The sequence below is a fragment of the Streptomyces puniciscabiei genome (genome assembly GCF_006715785.1).
GTDB classification, from domain to species: Bacteria; Actinomycetota; Actinomycetes; order Streptomycetales; family Streptomycetaceae; genus Streptomyces; species Streptomyces puniciscabiei.
In genome coordinates this window covers 3,154,878-3,171,185 of the sequence record NZ_VFNX01000001.1, presented here as the reverse complement: position 1 = coordinate 3,171,185, position 16,308 = coordinate 3,154,878, and the positions used below count along the sequence as shown (strand labels likewise).

The 16,308-nt window shown below is 68.6% G+C and carries 18 protein-coding genes; 8 read left to right on the top strand and 10 right to left on the bottom strand.

The window, feature by feature from the left end; genetic code table 11:
- Positions 1-85 precede the first annotated feature (85 nt).
- Complete coding sequence (locus FB563_RS14465) at positions 86-568, top strand: NUDIX domain-containing protein (protein ID WP_055707489.1); 483 nt, start codon at positions 86-88, stop codon at positions 566-568.
- 5 nt (positions 569-573) lie between these two features.
- On the opposite strand, the gene FB563_RS14460 is transcribed toward FB563_RS14465, so the two are convergent.
- Both FB563_RS14460 and FB563_RS14455 read right to left on the bottom strand, forming a co-directional pair.
- Positions 574-1,854, bottom strand: coding sequence for a globin domain-containing protein (locus FB563_RS14460; RefSeq protein ID WP_234357828.1), 1,281 nt, complete (start codon positions 1,852-1,854; stop codon positions 574-576).
- A gap of 301 nt (positions 1,855-2,155) precedes the next feature.
- On the bottom strand, positions 2,156-2,788 hold the full coding sequence (locus FB563_RS14455; protein WP_055707488.1) for an HAD family hydrolase: 633 nt from the start codon (positions 2,786-2,788) through the stop codon (positions 2,156-2,158).
- A 151-nt stretch (positions 2,789-2,939) separates the two neighbouring features.
- On the opposite strand from FB563_RS14455, the gene FB563_RS14450 reads away from it, so the two are divergent.
- Positions 2,940-3,806: a GNAT family N-acetyltransferase gene (locus tag FB563_RS14450; RefSeq protein WP_055707487.1), complete on the top strand. Its 867-nt coding sequence runs from the start codon at positions 2,940-2,942 to the stop codon at positions 3,804-3,806.
- Between the two features lie 73 nt (positions 3,807-3,879).
- Here the strand turns inward: FB563_RS14450 and FB563_RS14445 are convergent, their stop codons facing one another.
- Positions 3,880-4,299: a GlcG/HbpS family heme-binding protein gene (locus FB563_RS14445; RefSeq protein WP_055707486.1), complete on the bottom strand. Its 420-nt coding sequence runs from the start codon at positions 4,297-4,299 to the stop codon at positions 3,880-3,882.
- A gap of 107 nt (positions 4,300-4,406) precedes the next feature.
- Complete coding sequence (locus tag FB563_RS14440) at positions 4,407-5,615, bottom strand: MFS transporter (RefSeq protein ID WP_055707485.1); 1,209 nt, start codon at positions 5,613-5,615, stop codon at positions 4,407-4,409.
- A gap of 142 nt (positions 5,616-5,757) precedes the next feature.
- Here FB563_RS14440 and FB563_RS14435 point away from each other — a divergent pair, with 142 nt between their 5' ends.
- Both FB563_RS14435 and FB563_RS14430 read left to right on the top strand, forming a co-directional pair.
- Positions 5,758-6,216 carry a MarR family winged helix-turn-helix transcriptional regulator gene (locus FB563_RS14435; RefSeq protein WP_055707484.1) on the top strand — a complete coding sequence of 153 codons (459 nt, stop codon included), beginning with the start codon at positions 5,758-5,760 and terminating at the stop codon, positions 6,214-6,216.
- 9 nt (positions 6,217-6,225) lie between these two features.
- On the top strand, positions 6,226-6,678 hold the full coding sequence (locus FB563_RS14430; RefSeq protein ID WP_055707483.1) for a GNAT family N-acetyltransferase: 453 nt from the start codon (positions 6,226-6,228) through the stop codon (positions 6,676-6,678).
- A gap of 72 nt (positions 6,679-6,750) precedes the next feature.
- Here FB563_RS14430 and FB563_RS14425 read toward each other — a convergent pair whose 3' ends face one another.
- Positions 6,751-8,136: a serine hydrolase domain-containing protein gene (locus tag FB563_RS14425; RefSeq protein ID WP_055707482.1), complete on the bottom strand. Its 1,386-nt coding sequence runs from the start codon at positions 8,134-8,136 to the stop codon at positions 6,751-6,753.
- 81 nt (positions 8,137-8,217) lie between these two features.
- The gene (gene dnaB, locus FB563_RS14420) at positions 8,218-9,696 is read right to left on the bottom strand and encodes a replicative DNA helicase (RefSeq protein ID WP_055707481.1); all 1,479 of its coding nucleotides are present in this window, start codon (positions 9,694-9,696) and stop codon (positions 8,218-8,220) included.
- Between the two features lie 481 nt (positions 9,697-10,177).
- Here dnaB and FB563_RS14415 point away from each other — a divergent pair, with 481 nt between their 5' ends.
- The gene (locus FB563_RS14415; RefSeq protein WP_055707496.1) at positions 10,178-11,515 is read left to right on the top strand and encodes an MATE family efflux transporter; all 1,338 of its coding nucleotides are present in this window, start codon (positions 10,178-10,180) and stop codon (positions 11,513-11,515) included.
- 140 nt (positions 11,516-11,655) lie between these two features.
- Here FB563_RS14415 and rplI read toward each other — a convergent pair whose 3' ends face one another.
- The 4 genes from rplI to rpsF all read right to left on the bottom strand — a co-directional run bounded on the left by rplI (position 11,656) and on the right by rpsF (position 13,360).
- Entirely contained in the window at positions 11,656-12,102 is a 447-nt protein-coding gene (gene rplI, locus FB563_RS14410) for a 50S ribosomal protein L9 (protein ID WP_023548640.1), read from the bottom strand.
- An 18-nt stretch (positions 12,103-12,120) separates the two neighbouring features.
- Positions 12,121-12,357: a 30S ribosomal protein S18 gene (gene rpsR, locus FB563_RS14405; protein WP_003949403.1), complete on the bottom strand. Its 237-nt coding sequence runs from the start codon at positions 12,355-12,357 to the stop codon at positions 12,121-12,123.
- A 59-nt stretch (positions 12,358-12,416) separates the two neighbouring features.
- A complete protein-coding gene (locus FB563_RS14400) occupies positions 12,417-12,995 on the bottom strand; it encodes a single-stranded DNA-binding protein (RefSeq protein ID WP_030640108.1) in 579 nt (192 codons plus the stop codon).
- Positions 12,996-13,069: 74 nt separating this feature from the next.
- On the bottom strand, positions 13,070-13,360 hold the full coding sequence (rpsF, locus tag FB563_RS14395; RefSeq protein WP_055707480.1) for a 30S ribosomal protein S6: 291 nt from the start codon (positions 13,358-13,360) through the stop codon (positions 13,070-13,072).
- A 272-nt stretch (positions 13,361-13,632) separates the two neighbouring features.
- Between rpsF and FB563_RS14390 the strand changes: the two genes are divergently transcribed.
- From FB563_RS14390 to FB563_RS14380, 3 genes are all read left to right on the top strand, one after another.
- Positions 13,633-13,944, top strand: a complete 312-nt coding sequence (locus tag FB563_RS14390) for a hypothetical protein (protein ID WP_055707479.1) — start codon at positions 13,633-13,635, stop codon at positions 13,942-13,944.
- Between the two features lie 103 nt (positions 13,945-14,047).
- Positions 14,048-15,169 carry a peptidoglycan bridge formation glycyltransferase FemX gene (femX, locus tag FB563_RS14385; protein ID WP_055707478.1) on the top strand — a complete coding sequence of 374 codons (1,122 nt, stop codon included), beginning with the start codon at positions 14,048-14,050 and terminating at the stop codon, positions 15,167-15,169.
- Positions 15,170-15,252: 83 nt separating this feature from the next.
- Positions 15,253-16,284: an alanine racemase gene (locus FB563_RS14380; protein WP_055707477.1), complete on the top strand. Its 1,032-nt coding sequence runs from the start codon at positions 15,253-15,255 to the stop codon at positions 16,282-16,284.
- The last annotated feature ends 24 nt before the right edge of the window (positions 16,285-16,308 follow it).

Genomic DNA, 16,308 nt, shown 5'->3' with positions numbered 1-16,308 from the left:
CTTCCGGTACAGCGCCCACGGAAGGCAATCACAAGGTGACTTCTCGCGATGTTTCACGTGGAACCAGCCGGGCCACATTTCTCCCATGACCGTGCGACCCGTGGTCAAGCGCACCGCCCGTGCCATTCTTCTCGACGGTGACGACCTGATCCTGATCAAGCGCACCAAGCCTGGTGTCGACCCCTACTGGGTCACTCCCGGTGGCGGCGTCGAGCCCGGGGACCCGACCGTCGTGGACGCCCTGCATCGGGAGGTGTCCGAGGAGCTCGGCGCCAAGATCACTGATGTGGTGCCGTGCTTCGTGGACACCGTCGAGCACATCGGCGAGGACGGCGGCGCGACCGGCGTAAAGGTGCAGCACTTCTTCGTCTGCCGACTGGAGTCCATGGACCCGACCCGGCGGCACGGCCCCGAAGTGGACGAGCCGGCCGGTGAGTACGAGATCGTCCGCGTCCCCTTCACCCGGGTCGGCATCGCCTCCGTCCACCTGGTCCCGCTGTCGCTGCGCCACTATCTGGACGGCAACATCGAGGGGGTGCGCGCCATGCACGCTCCGGACCTCGGTTAGCGCGCTCAGTCCCCGACGACCAGCAGTTCCTCCACCGCGTCGTGCCGTATGCGGCTCGTTGGGACCCCGATGTCCCGGAGCGTGTCGATGCCGCTGCGGATCATCCCGGGCGGGCCCGAGAGATAGGCGTCGTACTCGTTCCAGGGGCCGTAGTCACGCAGGGCATCGGGGAGCTGGACATGGGCCTGCTGGTCGATGAACGCCCTGACCGACAGCCAGGAGTGGCTCTGCTGGAGCCTGAGCATGGTGTCGATGTCGTAGAGGTCGTGGTCGGTGCGGGCGCCGTAGAACACCTCGACAGGCCGACGCGCTCCACGCTCGGCGACGTCCTCGATCAGGGCCTTGATGGGCGCTATGCCGGTGCCGCCGCCCAGACAGAGCAGTCCACTGTCGGTCGTATGGTCGACGGTCATGGAGCCGGTCGGCGGCCCGAGTCGTATGACGTCTCCGGGCCGGGCGCGGTGCACCAGAGCATTGGAGACCCAGCCGGCCGGTACGGCCTTCACATGGAACGTCAGCAGGCCGTCCGAACGGGGGGCGGAAGCGAACGAGTAGTACCGCCACGTCCGTGGCCACCAGGGCGTCTCCACGCTCGTGTACTGGCCTGCGAGGAAGGGATAGGGCTGGTCGGGGCGGATGGTGAGGATGGCGATGTCGGGGGTTCTGAGGTCGTGGGTGACGATCTCGGCGTGCCACCAGGGCGGAGACCGCAGTTCGTCCGCCGCCGCGGCGTCGATCATGACCTGGGACATCGTCGTGTACGCCCGCACCCACGCCGCCTCGGTCTCCGGACTCCAGATGGTGGCGGCGTACCTGCTCAACGCGCCGATCAGGCATTCCCCGACGGCCGGATAGTGCTCGGGCCGCGTTCCGTACTTGCGGTGTCCACGGCCCAGGTTCTGCAGATAGTCGACGAGGACCGAGGTGTCGTCCAGATGCTCGGCCGCGGTGAGCAGCGCCTTCAGCAGGCGCTCTCGCTGGGTGTCCATCGCGGCCGGGAACAGGGCCCGCAGCTCCGGATGGCGGACGAAGAGCAGCGCGTAGAAGTAAGAAGTGACCTTGTCGGCGACCGGTCCTATCTCGGCCATCGTGCGGCGTATGAGGATGGCGTCCGCGGACCCCTCCTCGACGGCCGGCGCAGACTGCTGAACCGGCACGCGCTCTGGGCTGTCCGGCGGCGGAGCCGACGGTTCCGTGCGCGGCGTGAACCAGTCGGCTCCGCCCGACATGCCGTTCTCCCCCGACGTGGTGGTCGGAGCGTCCATGGTGTGCCTCGCCTCGAACATCTCGCGGTCGGTCTGCGCACCTTCTCCCCGGAGAAGGTGCATGCTTTCCCCCGGCGGGCGGTCTGCCGTAGCACCCCGCAGCCTTGCATCCCGATCGGGTGCCGCGGACGCATACCTGGAGACGCGGGTCTCGCGCTCTCCGTCCCGTTAGGCTGCTCGCCCTGCTCTCGGCCCGCACGGGACATGTGGACTCCATCCCGGACGTGAACCGGAGTCGACCCTACCGGGCGTCGCCACGCACACAAGTCCCCCCTCCCTTCCTCACAAATCAGGCAGGGGTGCGAACCGTGAAGTCCGGCAACTACCGGGCAGGACGCACCAATTCATAGGCATCCCATAGATTTCGTCCCGTATAGGAGTGCGTCGCGAGTCCTGTCAGATGGGCATCCGCATTGACCGCCACAGAAACCGGTACGGCAGCGAACAGTTCCTTGTCCGACATCGAGTCGCCGTACGCCACACAGTCGGCCCGTGTCACACCGAACTTCTCGCAGAGCCTGTCCGCGATGTCCACCTTGGCCGCGGCACTGAGCACTCCGGCCGGATCCACGGGCTCGGTGAACGGCACGGCCGGGAAGCGGGATCCATGCGCCGCGTGAGCGCCCCAGTCAAGAAGGCGCTCCACGAAGAACGAAGGTGAGAGCGACACGACCGCACAGTATTCGCCCGCGTCTCTGATCTCTGCCCAGACCTCTCGGATACGGGCCAGCCAGGGAGCCGCCTCGAATGCGGCGCTGACATGCGCCTCGGTCAGCTCGGACCACAGGTCGTACACCTGCGCGGCGTACTCCGGCGAACCGATCCGCCCCTCCGCGATCGCCCGGTCCAGCGCCACGGCCTCCGCCTCCAGCCCCAACTGGCGGGAAATCTCCACCGGAGCGGTACTGCCGTGCAGCAAGGTGCCGTCAAGATCGAAGAGATGAAGTCTCGCCATGGCCCCCGAGGCTAACCGTCTGCCGATGTTTCACGTGAAACCCTCCCTGCTGTCCGCAGGCTGTGCATAGGGCCATGGCATGACCAAAAGCACGTGTGGCCGCAGGGAAACGGGTGGACGGCGAGGGGGCCGGTCGGACAGCCTGACCTGCGTGTCGACTCCTTCCCTCGCCGCTCTGCCCATCCGCCGTCTGACGCTTCGCGATCTCACCGCCTGCGCCGACTTGTCCGAGGACCGGGGGTGGCCACGCGAGGAACACAAGTGGGGTTTGCTCCTCACCGCCGGAAAGGGCCTGGGCATCGACGACCCTGAGGGTGGTCTCGTCGCCGCATGCGTCGTCACGGAGTACGGTCCGTGGGGACGTCCGGCTCTCGGGGCCGTCGGCATGGTCCTGGTCGCCGGACGCCATGCCCGCCAGGGCGTCGGGCGCCGCTTGATGCGCCATGTGGTGTCGACCATGGGCACCACGCCGCTCACCCTGCACGCGACACCCAACGGCCGTCCCCTGTACGAGGAACTGGGCTTCAAGGTCACGGGCCGGGCGGAGATGCTGAGTGGGCGCTTCATCCCCGGTGGGTCGGAAGCCGGTGTGTCCACCCGTGCCGCCACGGCGGAGGATCTGCCCGCGATCCTCCGTCTCGACGAGGAGGTGTTCGGCGCCGACCGCACTCCCCTGATCACCCGCCTGCCCGCCTTCGCCGACCAGTTGCGAGTGGCCGAGGAGGACGGCCGGATCATCGGCTACGCCGCCGCGTGGCCCAACATGGACACCCATGTGGTCGGTCCCTTGGTGGCCCGGGACGCGGAGACGGCCAAGGCCCTGATCGGCTCGCTGGCGGCCCACACGGACCGTCCCCTGCGCACGGACATCGATGTACGCCATGAGGAACTGCTGACCTGGGCGAAGGCCCGGGGACTGGCTTCCGTGGCCTTCAACGCCGTGATGACGTACGGCATCGCGGATCTCCCGGGGGACTGGACCCGCCGGTTCGCACCGCTGACCGTGGCCGCGGGCTGAGCGGTCGTACGGCGAACGTCGGTCCCGCCGCGTCGTGCGGCGGGACCGACGTTGTCCCTGTGGGGGTCGCGGCTCAGACGAGTGCCCGCACGGCCGCGGCGGCGAAGCCGTGGTCCTGCTCCGGCGCACCGCCGCCGACGCCGATCGCGCCGATCAGGCGTCCCTCCCGGTGGACGGGCATCCCACCGGCGATGAACAGCAGGGGCCGGTCGAGGGCCGTGGGCAGTGTGTGGAAGAGGCCGCCCGGCTGCACGGCGTCGACCAGGTCTGCGGTCGGGGTGTTCAGCTGGAGTGCCGTGTAGGCCTTGCGGGTGCTGGTCTCGCCCGAGATCAGCACCGCCCGGTCGTCCCGGCGGAAGGCGAGCAGGTGGCCGCCCGCGTCCAGGACGGTGACGCTGACGGTGATTCCGGCGTCCTCGGCCGCCCGGCGCGCCGTGGCGACGAGCAATTCGGCGTCCTCGATGGACAGCGGGGCGACTGCGGTGGTGCTCATGGAGGTTCTCTCCTTGGTGTTGCTGGGGGTACTTGCCGTACCCGGGGACGAGAGCCGCGGGGACGGGGGCCTTGTGGATGCCAGGCGAGGCCCGTGGCGCAAGGGACTCAGTGGTGCACCGGTGTCTGCCGGCCGACGGGCGCCCCGGAGGCGACCACGGTGCTCCGGGCGCCGTCACGGCGCTCCAGCGCCGCCGACAGGACGGCGAGGACCAGGGCGGCCGCGGCGAGGGCGGCGCCGACCCAGTTGGGGGACGTGTAGCCGAAGCCGGCCTCGATCACGATGCCGCCGAGCCAGGCGGACAGCGCGTTGCCCAGGTTGAAAGCGCCGATGTTCACGGCCGACGCCAGCGTCGGGGCGCCGTGCGCCTGGTCGAGTACGCGCTTCTGCAGCGGCGGTACGGTCGCGAAACCCAGGGCACCGATCAGGGCGATGGTCACGGCAGCGGCGATCTTGTTGTGCGCGGTGAGCGTGAAGAGTGCCAGGACGAGGGCCAGGGCGCCCAGCGACACGTACAGCATCGGCATCAGGGCGCGGTCGGCGAACTTGCCCCCGATGAGGTTGCCACCGACCATGCCGAGGCCGAACAGGACCAGCAGCCAGGTCACGGAGCCGTCGGCGAAGCCCGCGACGTGGGTCATCATCGGCGCGATGTAGGTGATGGCCGCGAAGACGCCGCCGAAGCCGAGGACGGTCATCGCCATGGCGAGCAGGACCTGGGCGTTCTTGAAGGCGGCCAGCTCGTGCCGCAGGTGCACACCCTCGGGCCTCGGCATCTCGGGCACCAGCTTGGCGATACCGGCGAGGCCGACGAGCCCGAGGGCGGCGACGATGCCGAAGGTGACGCGCCAGCCGACGTGCTGGCCGATGAGCGTGCCCAGCGGGACGCCGACGACATTGGCGACGGTCAGACCGGTGAACATCATGGCGATGGCGCCGGCCTTCTTGTGCGGCGCCACCAGCTCGGCCGCCACGACGGAGCCGATACCGAAGAAGGCGCCGTGCGCGAGCGAGGCGATCACGCGTCCGATCAGCATGATCGCGAAGGCGGGGGCGACCGCAGAGAGCAGGTTTCCGGCGATGAACAGGCCCATCAGCAGCATCAGCATGCGCTTGCGCGCGACCTTCGTGCCGAGCACGGTCATCAGCGGGGCGCCGACGACCACACCGAGCGCGTAGCCCGTCACGAGCAGGCCCGCCGTGGGGATGGAGACCCCGAAGTCGCCCGCGACCTCGGGCAGCAAGCCCATGATCACGAACTCTGTGGTTCCGATTCCGAAGGCCCCGATCGCGAGGGCCAGGAGCGCGAGAGGCATGGAGGGGTACACCTTCCAGACGATTGCAGGTGCGCTTTGCGTGCGTCCACAATAGTTGCAGACGCGGGCTAAATGCAAACGCGCACTATTGCGGACTTGCTCTACCCTTGATGCAGCCGCTCCGGGACGGAGGAGAACGCCAATGACAGCGACGGACCCCGCGCTCACTGCCCTCGCCCAGGGCTGGTGCGCCCTCTCTGCCCTGCATGGAAGGATCGAGGCACACATCGAGCGCGCCCTGCAGGCGAAGCACGACCTGAGCGTGCGCGAGTACTCGCTGCTCGATGTGCTGAGCCGCCAGCACGACGGCGAAGGGGGCCATCTGCAGATGAAGCAGGTCGCCGACGCGGTCGTCCTCAGCCAGAGCGCCACCACCCGCCTGGTGACCCGGCTGGAGGACCGCGGCCTCCTGGAGCGCTACCTGTGCCCCACCGACCGGCGCGGCATCTACACCAACGTCACCGAGGCGGGCCTGCGACTGCTGGAGGAGGCGCGCCCCACCAATGACGCCGCCCTGCGTGAGGCCCTGGACGACGCCTCCCGCAACCCCGAACTGGCCCCACTGGTACGGGTCGTGGAGTCACTGAACGCACCGGCGTAGGGTGCACGCATGGGAGATCTTGAAATACGGCGAGCGACCGACGATGACCTTCCGGCGATCGTCGCGATGCTCGCCGACGATCCGCTCGGCGCCCGGCGCGAGTCCCCCGACGACATGGCCCCGTACCGGGCCGCGCTGGAACGTCTGGAAGCCGACCCGAACCAGCACCTCGTCGTGGCCGTCCGCGAAGACCGCGTGATCGGGACGCTTCAGCTCACGGTCATCCCGGGGCTCTCCCACAAGGGCGCGACCCGCGCTCTCATCGAGGCCGTCCGCATCCACCCGGATGAACGGGGCAGCGGGCTGGGCACCAGGCTGATCGAGTGGGCGATCGACACCGCCCGTCGGCTGGATTGCCGGATGGTGCAGCTGACGTCCGACAAGACACGCACCGACGCCCACCGCTTCTACGAACGCCTCGGCTTCAGCGCCACGCACGAGGGATTCAAACTGCCGCTCTGACGCGGCCCCGGACACGAGGAACACCACAGGGGGTGTGTTTCACGTGAAACACACCCCCTGTGCCGTCAAGGCCTAGCCGATGCCCCGCCACCCCTTCGGGTCCACACCGCCGGGGACCGGCGCCTCGGGGTCGTAGGGCTGCCGCGTGAACACGAACGAGCCGAGGTCGAGATGGGTCAGGGACCCGTCCGGGCGCCGTACCGGCCGCAGCAGCTCCCCGGCGAAGTAACCCTCCAGTCCCGTCCAGGTACCGTCACTGTTGGAGCTGAAGCGAGAGCGTCGGCCGCTGCCGGTCAGCGGGCCGAGCGCGAGAAGGCCGTCCGCGGTCACCCGAAGACCGAAGGCGTTGGTCCCCCAGTACCACTGCCCCGCCAGCTCCAGGACCGCAGGATCGACCTCGCGCAGCGGCCGCCACGGCTCAGGAATCCGCGGCTCGGCCTCGGCGACGACCCGTACCAGGTCGGCCCCCACCCCTCCCAGCAGCGGGCCACTGGTGCAGTTGGCGAGCACCACCGCGGCCACGTCGTCCTCCACGCTGAGGGTGAGGTTCGCCAGGAAGCCCGGCAGCGAACCGGAGTGGCCGACCAGCAGCCGGCCGTCACGGCGCTGGATCTGCAGACCGAGTCCGTACGTGGCCCCGTCCAGCACATCCGCCGCCTCGGCGGGCGCCGCAGGCGTGCGCATCTCCCGCACCGACTCCGCACCCAGCACCCGGTCGTCACCCGTGGCCAGAAACGCGGCGAACCGCGCCAGGTCGCCGGTGGTCGACCACAGTTGACCGGCTGGTGCCATCCTGCCCAAGTCCTCAAGCGGCTCCGGCAGCAGCGCGTCCGCCCACGGATGGACGGCCCATCCACCGGCATGCGGGGCCTGGGGCTGCGTGCTCGTACGGTGCAGCCCGAGCGGTTCGAGGATCTCGCTGCGCAGCACCTCCTCCCACGGAGCGCCTCGCAGCTCCTCCACCAGCGCGCCGAGCACCGTGTAGCCGGGGTTGGAGTAGTGGTGCCGCCGGCCGACCGGATACAGAAGGGGCTGCTCGCCGAGCACATCGCTCAGTTCCGGGCGCAGGGTGCCCGGAGTCCGCTCCCACCAGGGACCGGGCGACTCCGCAGCCAACCCCGCGGTGTGGGCGAGCAGTTCGGCGATCGTCGCCTCGCCCGCGCCGGTGCCGGGCAGATGCTTCTCCAGCGGGTCACCGAGGTCGAGCAGGCCCTCGTCGCGCAGCCGCATCACCAGGACGGCGGTGAAGGTCTTGGTGATGGACCCGATCCTGTACTGCACGTTCTCGTCCGGCCCGTGCCCGTCCACCGAGGTCCGCGCCCCGTGCCACACGGCCTGCCCGCCCCGCACCACGGTCGCGACCAGGGACGGCGCCCGCCCCTCGGCCTGGGCGACGGCGATCCGGTGCAGCAGGGCACGGCGCGTTTCGGGGAGCAGCTCTTCCTGAGGTGAAGTCATGCGCCCAGTTCAGCTGCTGGGGCGGCGGACGTCGAGTTCATTTGCCGAGGGGACTGCATCCTCCCCGGGCCGGCTTCCGGATCAGGTCTGGGCCATGTCCACGAAGCGCGAGTAGTGACCCTGGAAGGCGACCGTGATGGTGGCCGTGGGGCCGTTACGGTGCTTGGCCACGATCAGGTCGGCCTCGCCCGCGCGCGGGGACTCCTTCTCGTAGGCGTCCTCGCGATGCAGCAGGATGACCATGTCGGCGTCCTGCTCGATGGACCCCGACTCACGCAGGTCGGAGACCATCGGTTTTTTGTCCGTGCGCTGCTCGGGGCCACGGTTGAGCTGGGAGAGCGCGATGACCGGGATCTCCAGTTCCTTGGCCAGCAGCTTGAGGTTACGGGACATGTCCGAGACCTCCTGCTGACGGCTCTCGGCGCGCTTGGAGCCGCCGGACTGCATCAGCTGGAGGTAGTCGATGACGACCAGCTTCAGGTCGTTGCGCTGCTTCAGGCGCCGGCACTTGGCGCGGATCTCCATCATCGACAGGTTGGGGGAGTCGTCGATGTAGAGCGGCGCGGCCGAGACGTCCGGCATACGGCGGGCGAGCCTGGTCCAGTCCTCGTCGGTCATCGTGCCGGACCGCATGTGGTGCAGCGCGACCCGGGCCTCGGCGGACAGCAGCCGCATGGCGATCTCGTTGCGGCCCATCTCGAGGGAGAAGATGACGCTCGGCAGGTTGTGCTTGATCGAGGCGGCCCGCGCGAAGTCCAGTGCGAGCGTCGACTTACCCATGGCGGGCCGGGCGGCGATGACGATCATCTGGCCCGGGTGCAGACCGTTCGTCAGCGAGTCGAAGTCCGTGAAGCCGGTCGGCACACCGGTCATCTCGCCGCTGCGCGAGCCGATCGCCTCGATCTCGTCGAGGGCCCCTTCCATGATGTCGCCGAGCGGCAGATAGTCCTCGCTGGTGCGCTGCTCGGTGACGGCGTAGATCTCGGCCTGGGCGCGGTTGACGATCTCGTCCACGTCGCCGTCGGCCGCGTATCCCATCTGCGTGATGCGAGTACCCGCTTCGACCAGGCGGCGCAGCACCGCCCGCTCGTGGACGATCTCCGCGTAGTACTCGGCGTTGGCGGCCGTGGGCACGGTCTGGACGAGGCCGTGCAGATACGCCGCCCCACCGACCTTGTTGATCTCGCCGCGCTTGGTCAGTTCGGCGGCGATGGTGATGGGGTCGGCCGGCTCGCCCTTGGCATAGACGTCCAGGATCGCCTGGTAGATCGTCTCGTGCGCGGGCTTGTAGAAGTCGTGGCCCTTGAGGATCTCGACGACGTCGGCGATGGCGTCCTTGGACAGCAGCATGCCGCCCAGCACCGACTGTTCGGCGTCCAGGTCCTGCGGTGGCACGCGCTCGAAGGAGGGACTCCCGCCGTCCCAGGAGGCGTTCTCCCGGCCCCGGTCGTGCTGTTCGTCACGACCCCGGCCGCCTTCACCGCGTCGACGGGAGGCGGGCAGACGATCACTGGGTCCGGCATCGGCCCACGGATCGTCCAAGGGCTCGGAAATGCTCACCGAGCCACCTCCTCCCGTCCGCATGGCGGACCTCGCCGTGTCCTCTTTTGTACGGCACGACACTGACAAATGAGAGGCCCAACTCCGGTTCCGACGCGTCGGATCTGTGACGGTTCCCGGGCCGCGGAAGGGACGCTTTCCGGGCCGAGGGAAGGAGCGGGCGCCGGACAACGGTAGGCCCGTCGGCACCGTCAGCCAATCTGGTTATCCACAGGCCATGTGGACGACGGCCCGGATGCTGTGGAGAACTCACCGAAACCTGTGCACGACCCGGTGGACAGCCCTGTGAACAAGCCCTCGCTTCCGCTCACAAGATCGCTCTGACCTGCACCTTTACCGTCCACCGGCTGTGCAGAAGAAAAACTTCCCCAGTCGGGCCAAGATCGCTTCGAACGGTGCGCGAAAGGACACACCACAAGAGAAGAAGTAAGGGTCAGTCGGCAATTGCATCGCTTACCTGTGGACGATTAGATTAGTGCTCATGACACAGGCTCCAGCGATACCCAAGGCCACCCGACGACAGCACGACAGAGAGATCGTCACGCTGGCCGTCCCGGCCTTCGGCGCACTCGTCGCCGAGCCTCTCTTCGTCATGGCGGACAGTGCCATCGTCGGCCATCTCGGGACCGCCCAACTCGCCGGTCTCGGCGTCGCCTCGGCCCTGCTCACCACCGCAGTGAGTGTCTTCGTCTTTCTCGCCTACGCCACCACCGCCGCGGTGGCCCGGCGCGTCGGCGCCGGCGATCTGCGGGCTGCGATCCGCCAGGGCATGGACGGCATCTGGCTGGCGCTGCTGCTCGGCATCGCCGTCATCACCGTCGTCCTTCCGCTGGCTCCCGTCATCGTGGATCTGTTCGGCGCCTCCACGACCGCGGCCCCCTACGCCACGACGTATCTGCGCGTCTCCTCTCTGGGGATCCCGGCCATGCTGATCGTCCTGGCCGCAACGGGAGTCCTCCGCGGACTGCAGGACACCAGAACCCCGCTCTATGTCGCCGTCGCGGGCTTCGTCGCCAACGGAGCCCTCAATGCGGGACTCGTCTACGGCGCCGGGCTCGGCATCGCCGGTTCGGCCTGGGGCACGGTCATCACCCAGTGCGCCATGGCGGCCGTCTATCTGACCGTGGTCGTACGTGGGGCCCGTCGGCACGGAGCTTCCCTGCGCCCGGACGCCCCCGGAATCCGGGCCTCGGCACAGGCAGGCGTTCCACTCCTGGTCCGCACGCTGTCACTGCGGGCCATCCTGATGATCGCAACCGCGGTCGCGGCGCGTCTGGGTGACGCCGAAATCGCCGCTCACCAGATCATCCTGTCCCTGTGGAGCCTGCTCGCCTTCGCTCTCGACGCGATAGCGATCGCAGGACAGGCCATCATCGGCCGCCATCTCGGTGCGAACGACGCACAAGGAGCGCGTGAGGCCTGCCGGCGCATGGTGCAGTGGGGCATCGTGACCGGTGTGGTCCTCGGTCTGCTCGTGGTGGCCGCCCGTCCGCTGTTCCTGCCGCTGTTCACCAGTGACTCCGGGGTCAGGGACGCGGCGCTGCCCGCGCTGCTGATGGTGGCGGTGTCCCAACCCATCTGCGGGATCGTCTTCGTGCTGGACGGAGTCCTGATGGGCGCCGGTGACGGGCCGTACCTGGCCGGGGCCATGGTCGTCACCCTCGCAGTGTTCGCTCCGGTCGCCCTGCTCGTCCCCACCCTCGGCGGCGGCCTCACCGCGCTGTGGGCCGCCATGACACTGATGATGACCATCCGCATGCTGACCCTGTGGCTGCGCACGCGCTCGGGTCGCTGGATCGTCACGGGCGCCACCCGCTGAACGGATCGGCGGGGCCACCCCGTCCCGGTTTCACGTGAAACATGCCGCGTCCGCGCATAGAGAATGCCGACGCCAGCTGCGAAGAGGGGCCGCCCCGCCAGGGACGGCCCCTCTCTCAGCTGCTCAAACCGAGCGCAGCGTCACGCCGCGATGACCTCGATGTTGACCTTGGCGGCAACCTCGGGGTGCAGACGCACGGACGTCTCGTGGGCGCCCAGGGTCTTGATCGGGGCGGACAGCTCGATGCGGCGCTTGTCGACCTCGGGGCCACCGGAAGCCTTGATCGCGGACGCGATGTCGGCCGGGGTGACGGAACCGAAGAGACGGCCGGAGTCGCCGGAGCGGACGGCCAGGCGGACCTTGACGCCCTCGAGCTGGGCCTTCACCTGGTTGGCCTGCTCGATGGTCTGGATCTCGTGGATCTTGCGGGCGCGGCGGATCTGCTCGACGTCCTTCTCGCCGCCCTTGGTCCAGCGGATGGCGAACTTCCGCGGGATCAGGTAGTTGCGAGCGTAACCGTCCTTGACGTCGACGACGTCGCCCGCGGCACCGAGGCCGGTGACCTCGTGGGTGAGGATGATCTTCATGAGTCGGTCACCCTTCCCTTATCGCGCGGTGGAGGTGTAGGGCAGCAGCGCCATCTCACGGCTGTTCTTGACGGCCGTGGCGACGTCACGCTGGTGCTGCGTGCAGTTGCCGGTCACGCGGCGGGCACGGATCTTGCCGCGGTCGGAAATGAACTTCCGCAGCATGTTCGTGTCCTTGTAGTCCACGTACGTGACCTTGTCCTTGCAGAAAGCGCAGACCTTCTTCTTCGGCTTGCGCACAGGCGGCTTCGCCATGGTGTTTCTCCTGTGTGATCAAGAAGTTTGGGGTACGGCCCCGCCCTTGGTCCGAGGACCTAGAAGGGGGGCTCGTCCGAGTAGCCGCCACCGCCGCCGGAGCCTCCGCCCCAGCCGCCGCCACCCTGCTGGCCACCGGCGGGAGCGCCGGTCGCCCACGGGTCGTCGGCCGGAGCGCCGCCGCCCTGCTGGCCGCCGCCGGGGCCTCCGCCCCAGCCACCGCCACCCTGGCCGCCACCGCCGCCGTAACCGCCCTGGCCACCGCGAGCGCCACCGGCGGTCTTGGTGACCTTGGCCGTGGCGTTGCGCAGGCTGGGGCCGACTTCCTCGACGTCCAGCTCGTAGACCGTGCGCTTGACGCCCTCACGGTCCTCGTAGGACCGCTGCTTCAGCCGGCCCTGCACGATGACGCGCATGCCTCGCTGGAGCGACTCGGCGACGTTCTCCGCCGCCTGCCGCCAGACCGAGCAGGTCAGGAACAGGCTCTCGCCGTCCTTCCACTCGTTCGTCTGGCGGTCGAAGGTGCGGGGAGTGGACGCGACGCGGAACTTCGCGACCGCCGCACCGGACGGGGTGAAGCGCAGCTCGGGGTCATCGACAAGATTGCCGATGACCGTGATAACGGTCTCGCCTGCCATGGGGAACCTCTCGGCGGGTTTGCTCTGGCTGCTTGCTTGCTACTCGAATCCCGAGATCAGCTGAGCGCGAAGGCTCAGTGCATCTCGGGGCGGAGGACCTTGGTCCGGAGGACCGACTCGTTCAGGTTCATCTGGCGGTCGAGCTCCTTGACGACCCCAGGCTCGGCCTGCAGGTCGATGACCGAGTAGATGCCCTCGGGCTTCTTCTTGATCTCGTAGGCGAGACGACGACGGCCCCAGGTGTCGACCTTCTCAACCTTGCCGCCACCGTCACGGACGACGGACAGGAAGTTCTCGATCAGCGGGGAGACCGCACGCTCCTCGAGATCGGGGTCGAGGATGACCATCACCTCGTAGTGACGCATGTGGAACCCACCTCCTTTGGACTCAGCGGCCACGGTCGTTCCGTGGCAGGAGGGTTGTGATGCGTACGCAACGGTATCGGCCACCACTGACAATCGGGGGCCTCTGAGGGATCCCGCAGTGTTACCTGGGCAGGCGTGGGCAGACACCAGTGCAGACGGTACAGACTACCCGCACACCCGCTTCCGGTTGAAATCCGCCCGTGAGGACCGTCACCCTGTACACGTCGGGTGTGTACGGCGCTACTGTGCGCCGTCTTCCGCAGGAGGTGCCCATGGCACAGGCATTGCATCCCAATATCGCCGGTTCCCTCTTCGCCACGGACGGCAAGCGCCGTCCGCTGCAGGACGCCCTGACGGCGGCGACGCTCGTGCTCGGCGTCCTGTCCTTCATCACGTCCTTCTTCCACGGCCTGCACCTGCTGTCCTCGTGGACGGGGCTGGTGGGACTGGCCGTCGGCATCTACGGACAGTGGATCTCGGTGACCACGCGAGAGCGCTTCGGGCTGGTGATCGGTATGGGCGCCTCGGGAGTCGGTTTCCTCATCAGCATGGCGAACGGCGGATTGTTCGGCGGCCTCTTCTAAGCCGTACGCCCAGTCGGGGCGCTCGGACGGCGCAGTAGGCTTCGGCGCGAGAGCCGGAGCCCCTGTACCCATGGGGACACACCAGCCCGAGGAGCGCCCCGACATGAGCCTGACCCTGAGGACCATCAGCCGCGAGCAACATCTGGCGTACATCCAGAGCCTGCCGGCGGCGAGCCACATGCAGGTCCCGGCCTGGGCCGATGTGAAGGCGGAGTGGCGCTCGGAGAACCTCGGCTGGTTCGACGAGCGCACCGGCGAGATGGTCGGTGCGGGCCTGGTCCTCTACCGCCAGCTGCCCAAGATCAAGCGCTATCTCGCCTATCTTCCCGAGGGCCCGGTCATCAACTGGTTCGCGCCGAATCTGGACGACTGGATCCAGCCGATGCTGGCGCACCTGAAGCAGCAGGGCGCCTTCTCCGTGAAGATGGGCCCGCCGGTGATCATCCGGCGCTGGAACGCGGAGACCATCAAGAAGGGCATCCAGGACCAGGACGTCAAGCGCCTGCGTGACATGGAGGCCGACTTCATCGAGCCGCGCGCCTTCGAGGTGGCCGACAAGCTGCGCCGCATGGGCTGGCAGCAGGGCGAAGACGGCGGCGCCGGCTTCGGCGACGTACAGCCGCGCTATGTCTTCCAGGTGCCGCTGGCCAATCGCTCCCTGGAAGAGGTGCACAAGAACTTCAACCAGCTGTGGCGCCGCAACATCAAGAAGGCCGAGAAGGCCGGCGTCGAGGTCGTCCAGGGCGGCTACCAGGACCTGGCCGAGTGGCAGCGGCTGTACGAGATCACCGCTGTGCGCGACCACTTCCGGCCCCGCCCGCTGTCGTACTTCCAGCGCATGTGGACGGCCCTCAACACCGAGGACCCCAACCGCATGCGGCTGTACTTCGCCCGCCACAACGGCGTGAACCTTTCGGCGGCGACGATGCTGATCGTCGGTGGGCACGTGTGGTACTCCTACGGCGCCTCCGACAACATCGGCCGTGAGGTCCGGCCCTCGAACGCGATGCAGTGGCGGATGCTGCGCGACGCCTACGCGCTCGGCGCCACCGTCTACGACCTGCGCGGCATCTCCGACTCGCTGGACGAGACGGACCACCTGTTCGGCCTGATCCAGTTCAAGGTCGGCACCGGCGGGCAGGCCGCCGAGTACCTCGGCGAGTGGGACTTCCCGCTCAACAAGCTGCTCCACAAGGCGCTCGACATCTACATGTCGCGCCGCTGAGCCGCGGGCGTTTGATTCCATAGGGTTCACAGCTCTCCCACCTCTGACACACCGCAGCCACGAGAAAGGTTCCGGGTCCGGCCATGGCGCTCACGCTCTACGTCGACACCGCGCGCTGGCGGGCGCACCACAAGCACGTGCAGGAGCAGTTCCCGGGACTCGTCCCGGTCTGCAAGGGCAACGGCTACGGCTTCGGGCACGAACGGCTGGCGGAGGAGGCCACGCGGCTGGGCGCGGACCTGCTCGCCGTCGGCACGACCTACGAGGCCGCGCGCATCAAGGACTTCTTCGGCGGTGACCTGCTGGTGCTGACGCCGTACCGGCGCGGCGAGGAGCCCGTTCCGCTGCCCGACCGGGTGGTGCGCTCGGTGTCGTCGATCGACGGCGTGTACGGCCTCGTCGGCGCTCGTGTCGTCATCGAGGTGATGTCCTCGATGAAGCGGCACGGCATCAGCGAGCAGGACCTGCCCCAGCTGCACCAGGCCATAGAGAACGTCCGGCTGGAGGGCTTCGCCATCCATCTGCCGCTGGACCGCACCGACGGCTCGGACGCGGTCGAGGAGGTCATCGGCTGGATGGACCGGCTGCGCGCGGCCCGGCTGCCGCTGCACACGATGTTCGTCAGCCACCTCAAGGCCGATGAACTCATCCGGCTCCAGCAGCAGTTCCCGCAGACCCGGTTCCGTGCCCGCATCGGCACACGGCTGTGGCTGGGGGACCACGAGGCCACCGAGTACCGCGGTGCCGTACTGGACGTGACGCGCGTGGCCAAGGGCGACCGGTTCGGCTACCGGCAGCAGAAGGCCGCCTCCGACGGCTTCCTGGTGGTCGTGGCGGGCGGTACGTCGCACGGGGTGGGCCTGGAGGCCCCGAAGGCCCTCCACGGCGTCATGCCGCGCGCCAAGGGCGTCGCACGGGCCGGCCTCGCCACGGTCAACCGGAACCTTTCTCCGTTCGTCTGGGGCGGCAAGCAGCGCTGGTTCGCCGAGCCGCCGCACATGCAGGTGTCGATTCTGTTCGTCCCCTCGGACGCCCCGGAGCCGAAGGTCGGCGACGAGCTGGTGGCCCATCTGCGGCACACCACCACGCAGTTCGACCGGCTCGTGGACCGCTGAATCCCGCCCAGGTCAGCGAGAAGG

What these genes read in the sequence shown, in the direction of transcription:
- FB563_RS14465 (WP_055707489.1), top strand. Translation starts at nt 86, where the DNA reads ATGACCGTGCGACCCGTGGTCAAGCGCACCGCCCGTGCCATTCTTCTC.
- FB563_RS14460 (WP_234357828.1), bottom strand. Translation starts at nt 1,854, where the DNA reads ATGTTCGAGGCGAGGCACACCATGGACGCTCCGACCACCACGTCGGGG.
- FB563_RS14455 (WP_055707488.1), bottom strand. Translation starts at nt 2,788, where the DNA reads ATGGCGAGACTTCATCTCTTCGATCTTGACGGCACCTTGCTGCACGGC.
- FB563_RS14445 (WP_055707486.1), bottom strand. Translation starts at nt 4,299, where the DNA reads ATGAGCACCACCGCAGTCGCCCCGCTGTCCATCGAGGACGCCGAATTG.
- FB563_RS14440 (WP_055707485.1), bottom strand. Translation starts at nt 5,615, where the DNA reads ATGCCTCTCGCGCTCCTGGCCCTCGCGATCGGGGCCTTCGGAATCGGA.
- FB563_RS14435 (WP_055707484.1), top strand. Translation starts at nt 5,758, where the DNA reads ATGACAGCGACGGACCCCGCGCTCACTGCCCTCGCCCAGGGCTGGTGC.
- FB563_RS14430 (WP_055707483.1), top strand. Translation starts at nt 6,226, where the DNA reads ATGGGAGATCTTGAAATACGGCGAGCGACCGACGATGACCTTCCGGCG.
- FB563_RS14425 (WP_055707482.1), bottom strand. Translation starts at nt 8,136, where the DNA reads ATGACTTCACCTCAGGAAGAGCTGCTCCCCGAAACGCGCCGTGCCCTG.
- FB563_RS14415 (WP_055707496.1), top strand. Translation starts at nt 10,178, where the DNA reads ATGACACAGGCTCCAGCGATACCCAAGGCCACCCGACGACAGCACGAC.
- rplI (WP_023548640.1), bottom strand. Translation starts at nt 12,102, where the DNA reads ATGAAGATCATCCTCACCCACGAGGTCACCGGCCTCGGTGCCGCGGGC.
- rpsR (WP_003949403.1), bottom strand. Translation starts at nt 12,357, where the DNA reads ATGGCGAAGCCGCCTGTGCGCAAGCCGAAGAAGAAGGTCTGCGCTTTC.
- FB563_RS14400 (WP_030640108.1), bottom strand. Translation starts at nt 12,995, where the DNA reads ATGGCAGGCGAGACCGTTATCACGGTCATCGGCAATCTTGTCGATGAC.
- rpsF (WP_055707480.1), bottom strand. Translation starts at nt 13,360, where the DNA reads ATGCGTCACTACGAGGTGATGGTCATCCTCGACCCCGATCTCGAGGAG.
- FB563_RS14390 (WP_055707479.1), top strand. Translation starts at nt 13,633, where the DNA reads ATGGCACAGGCATTGCATCCCAATATCGCCGGTTCCCTCTTCGCCACG.
- femX (WP_055707478.1), top strand. Translation starts at nt 14,048, where the DNA reads ATGAGCCTGACCCTGAGGACCATCAGCCGCGAGCAACATCTGGCGTAC.
- FB563_RS14380 (WP_055707477.1), top strand. Translation starts at nt 15,253, where the DNA reads ATGGCGCTCACGCTCTACGTCGACACCGCGCGCTGGCGGGCGCACCAC.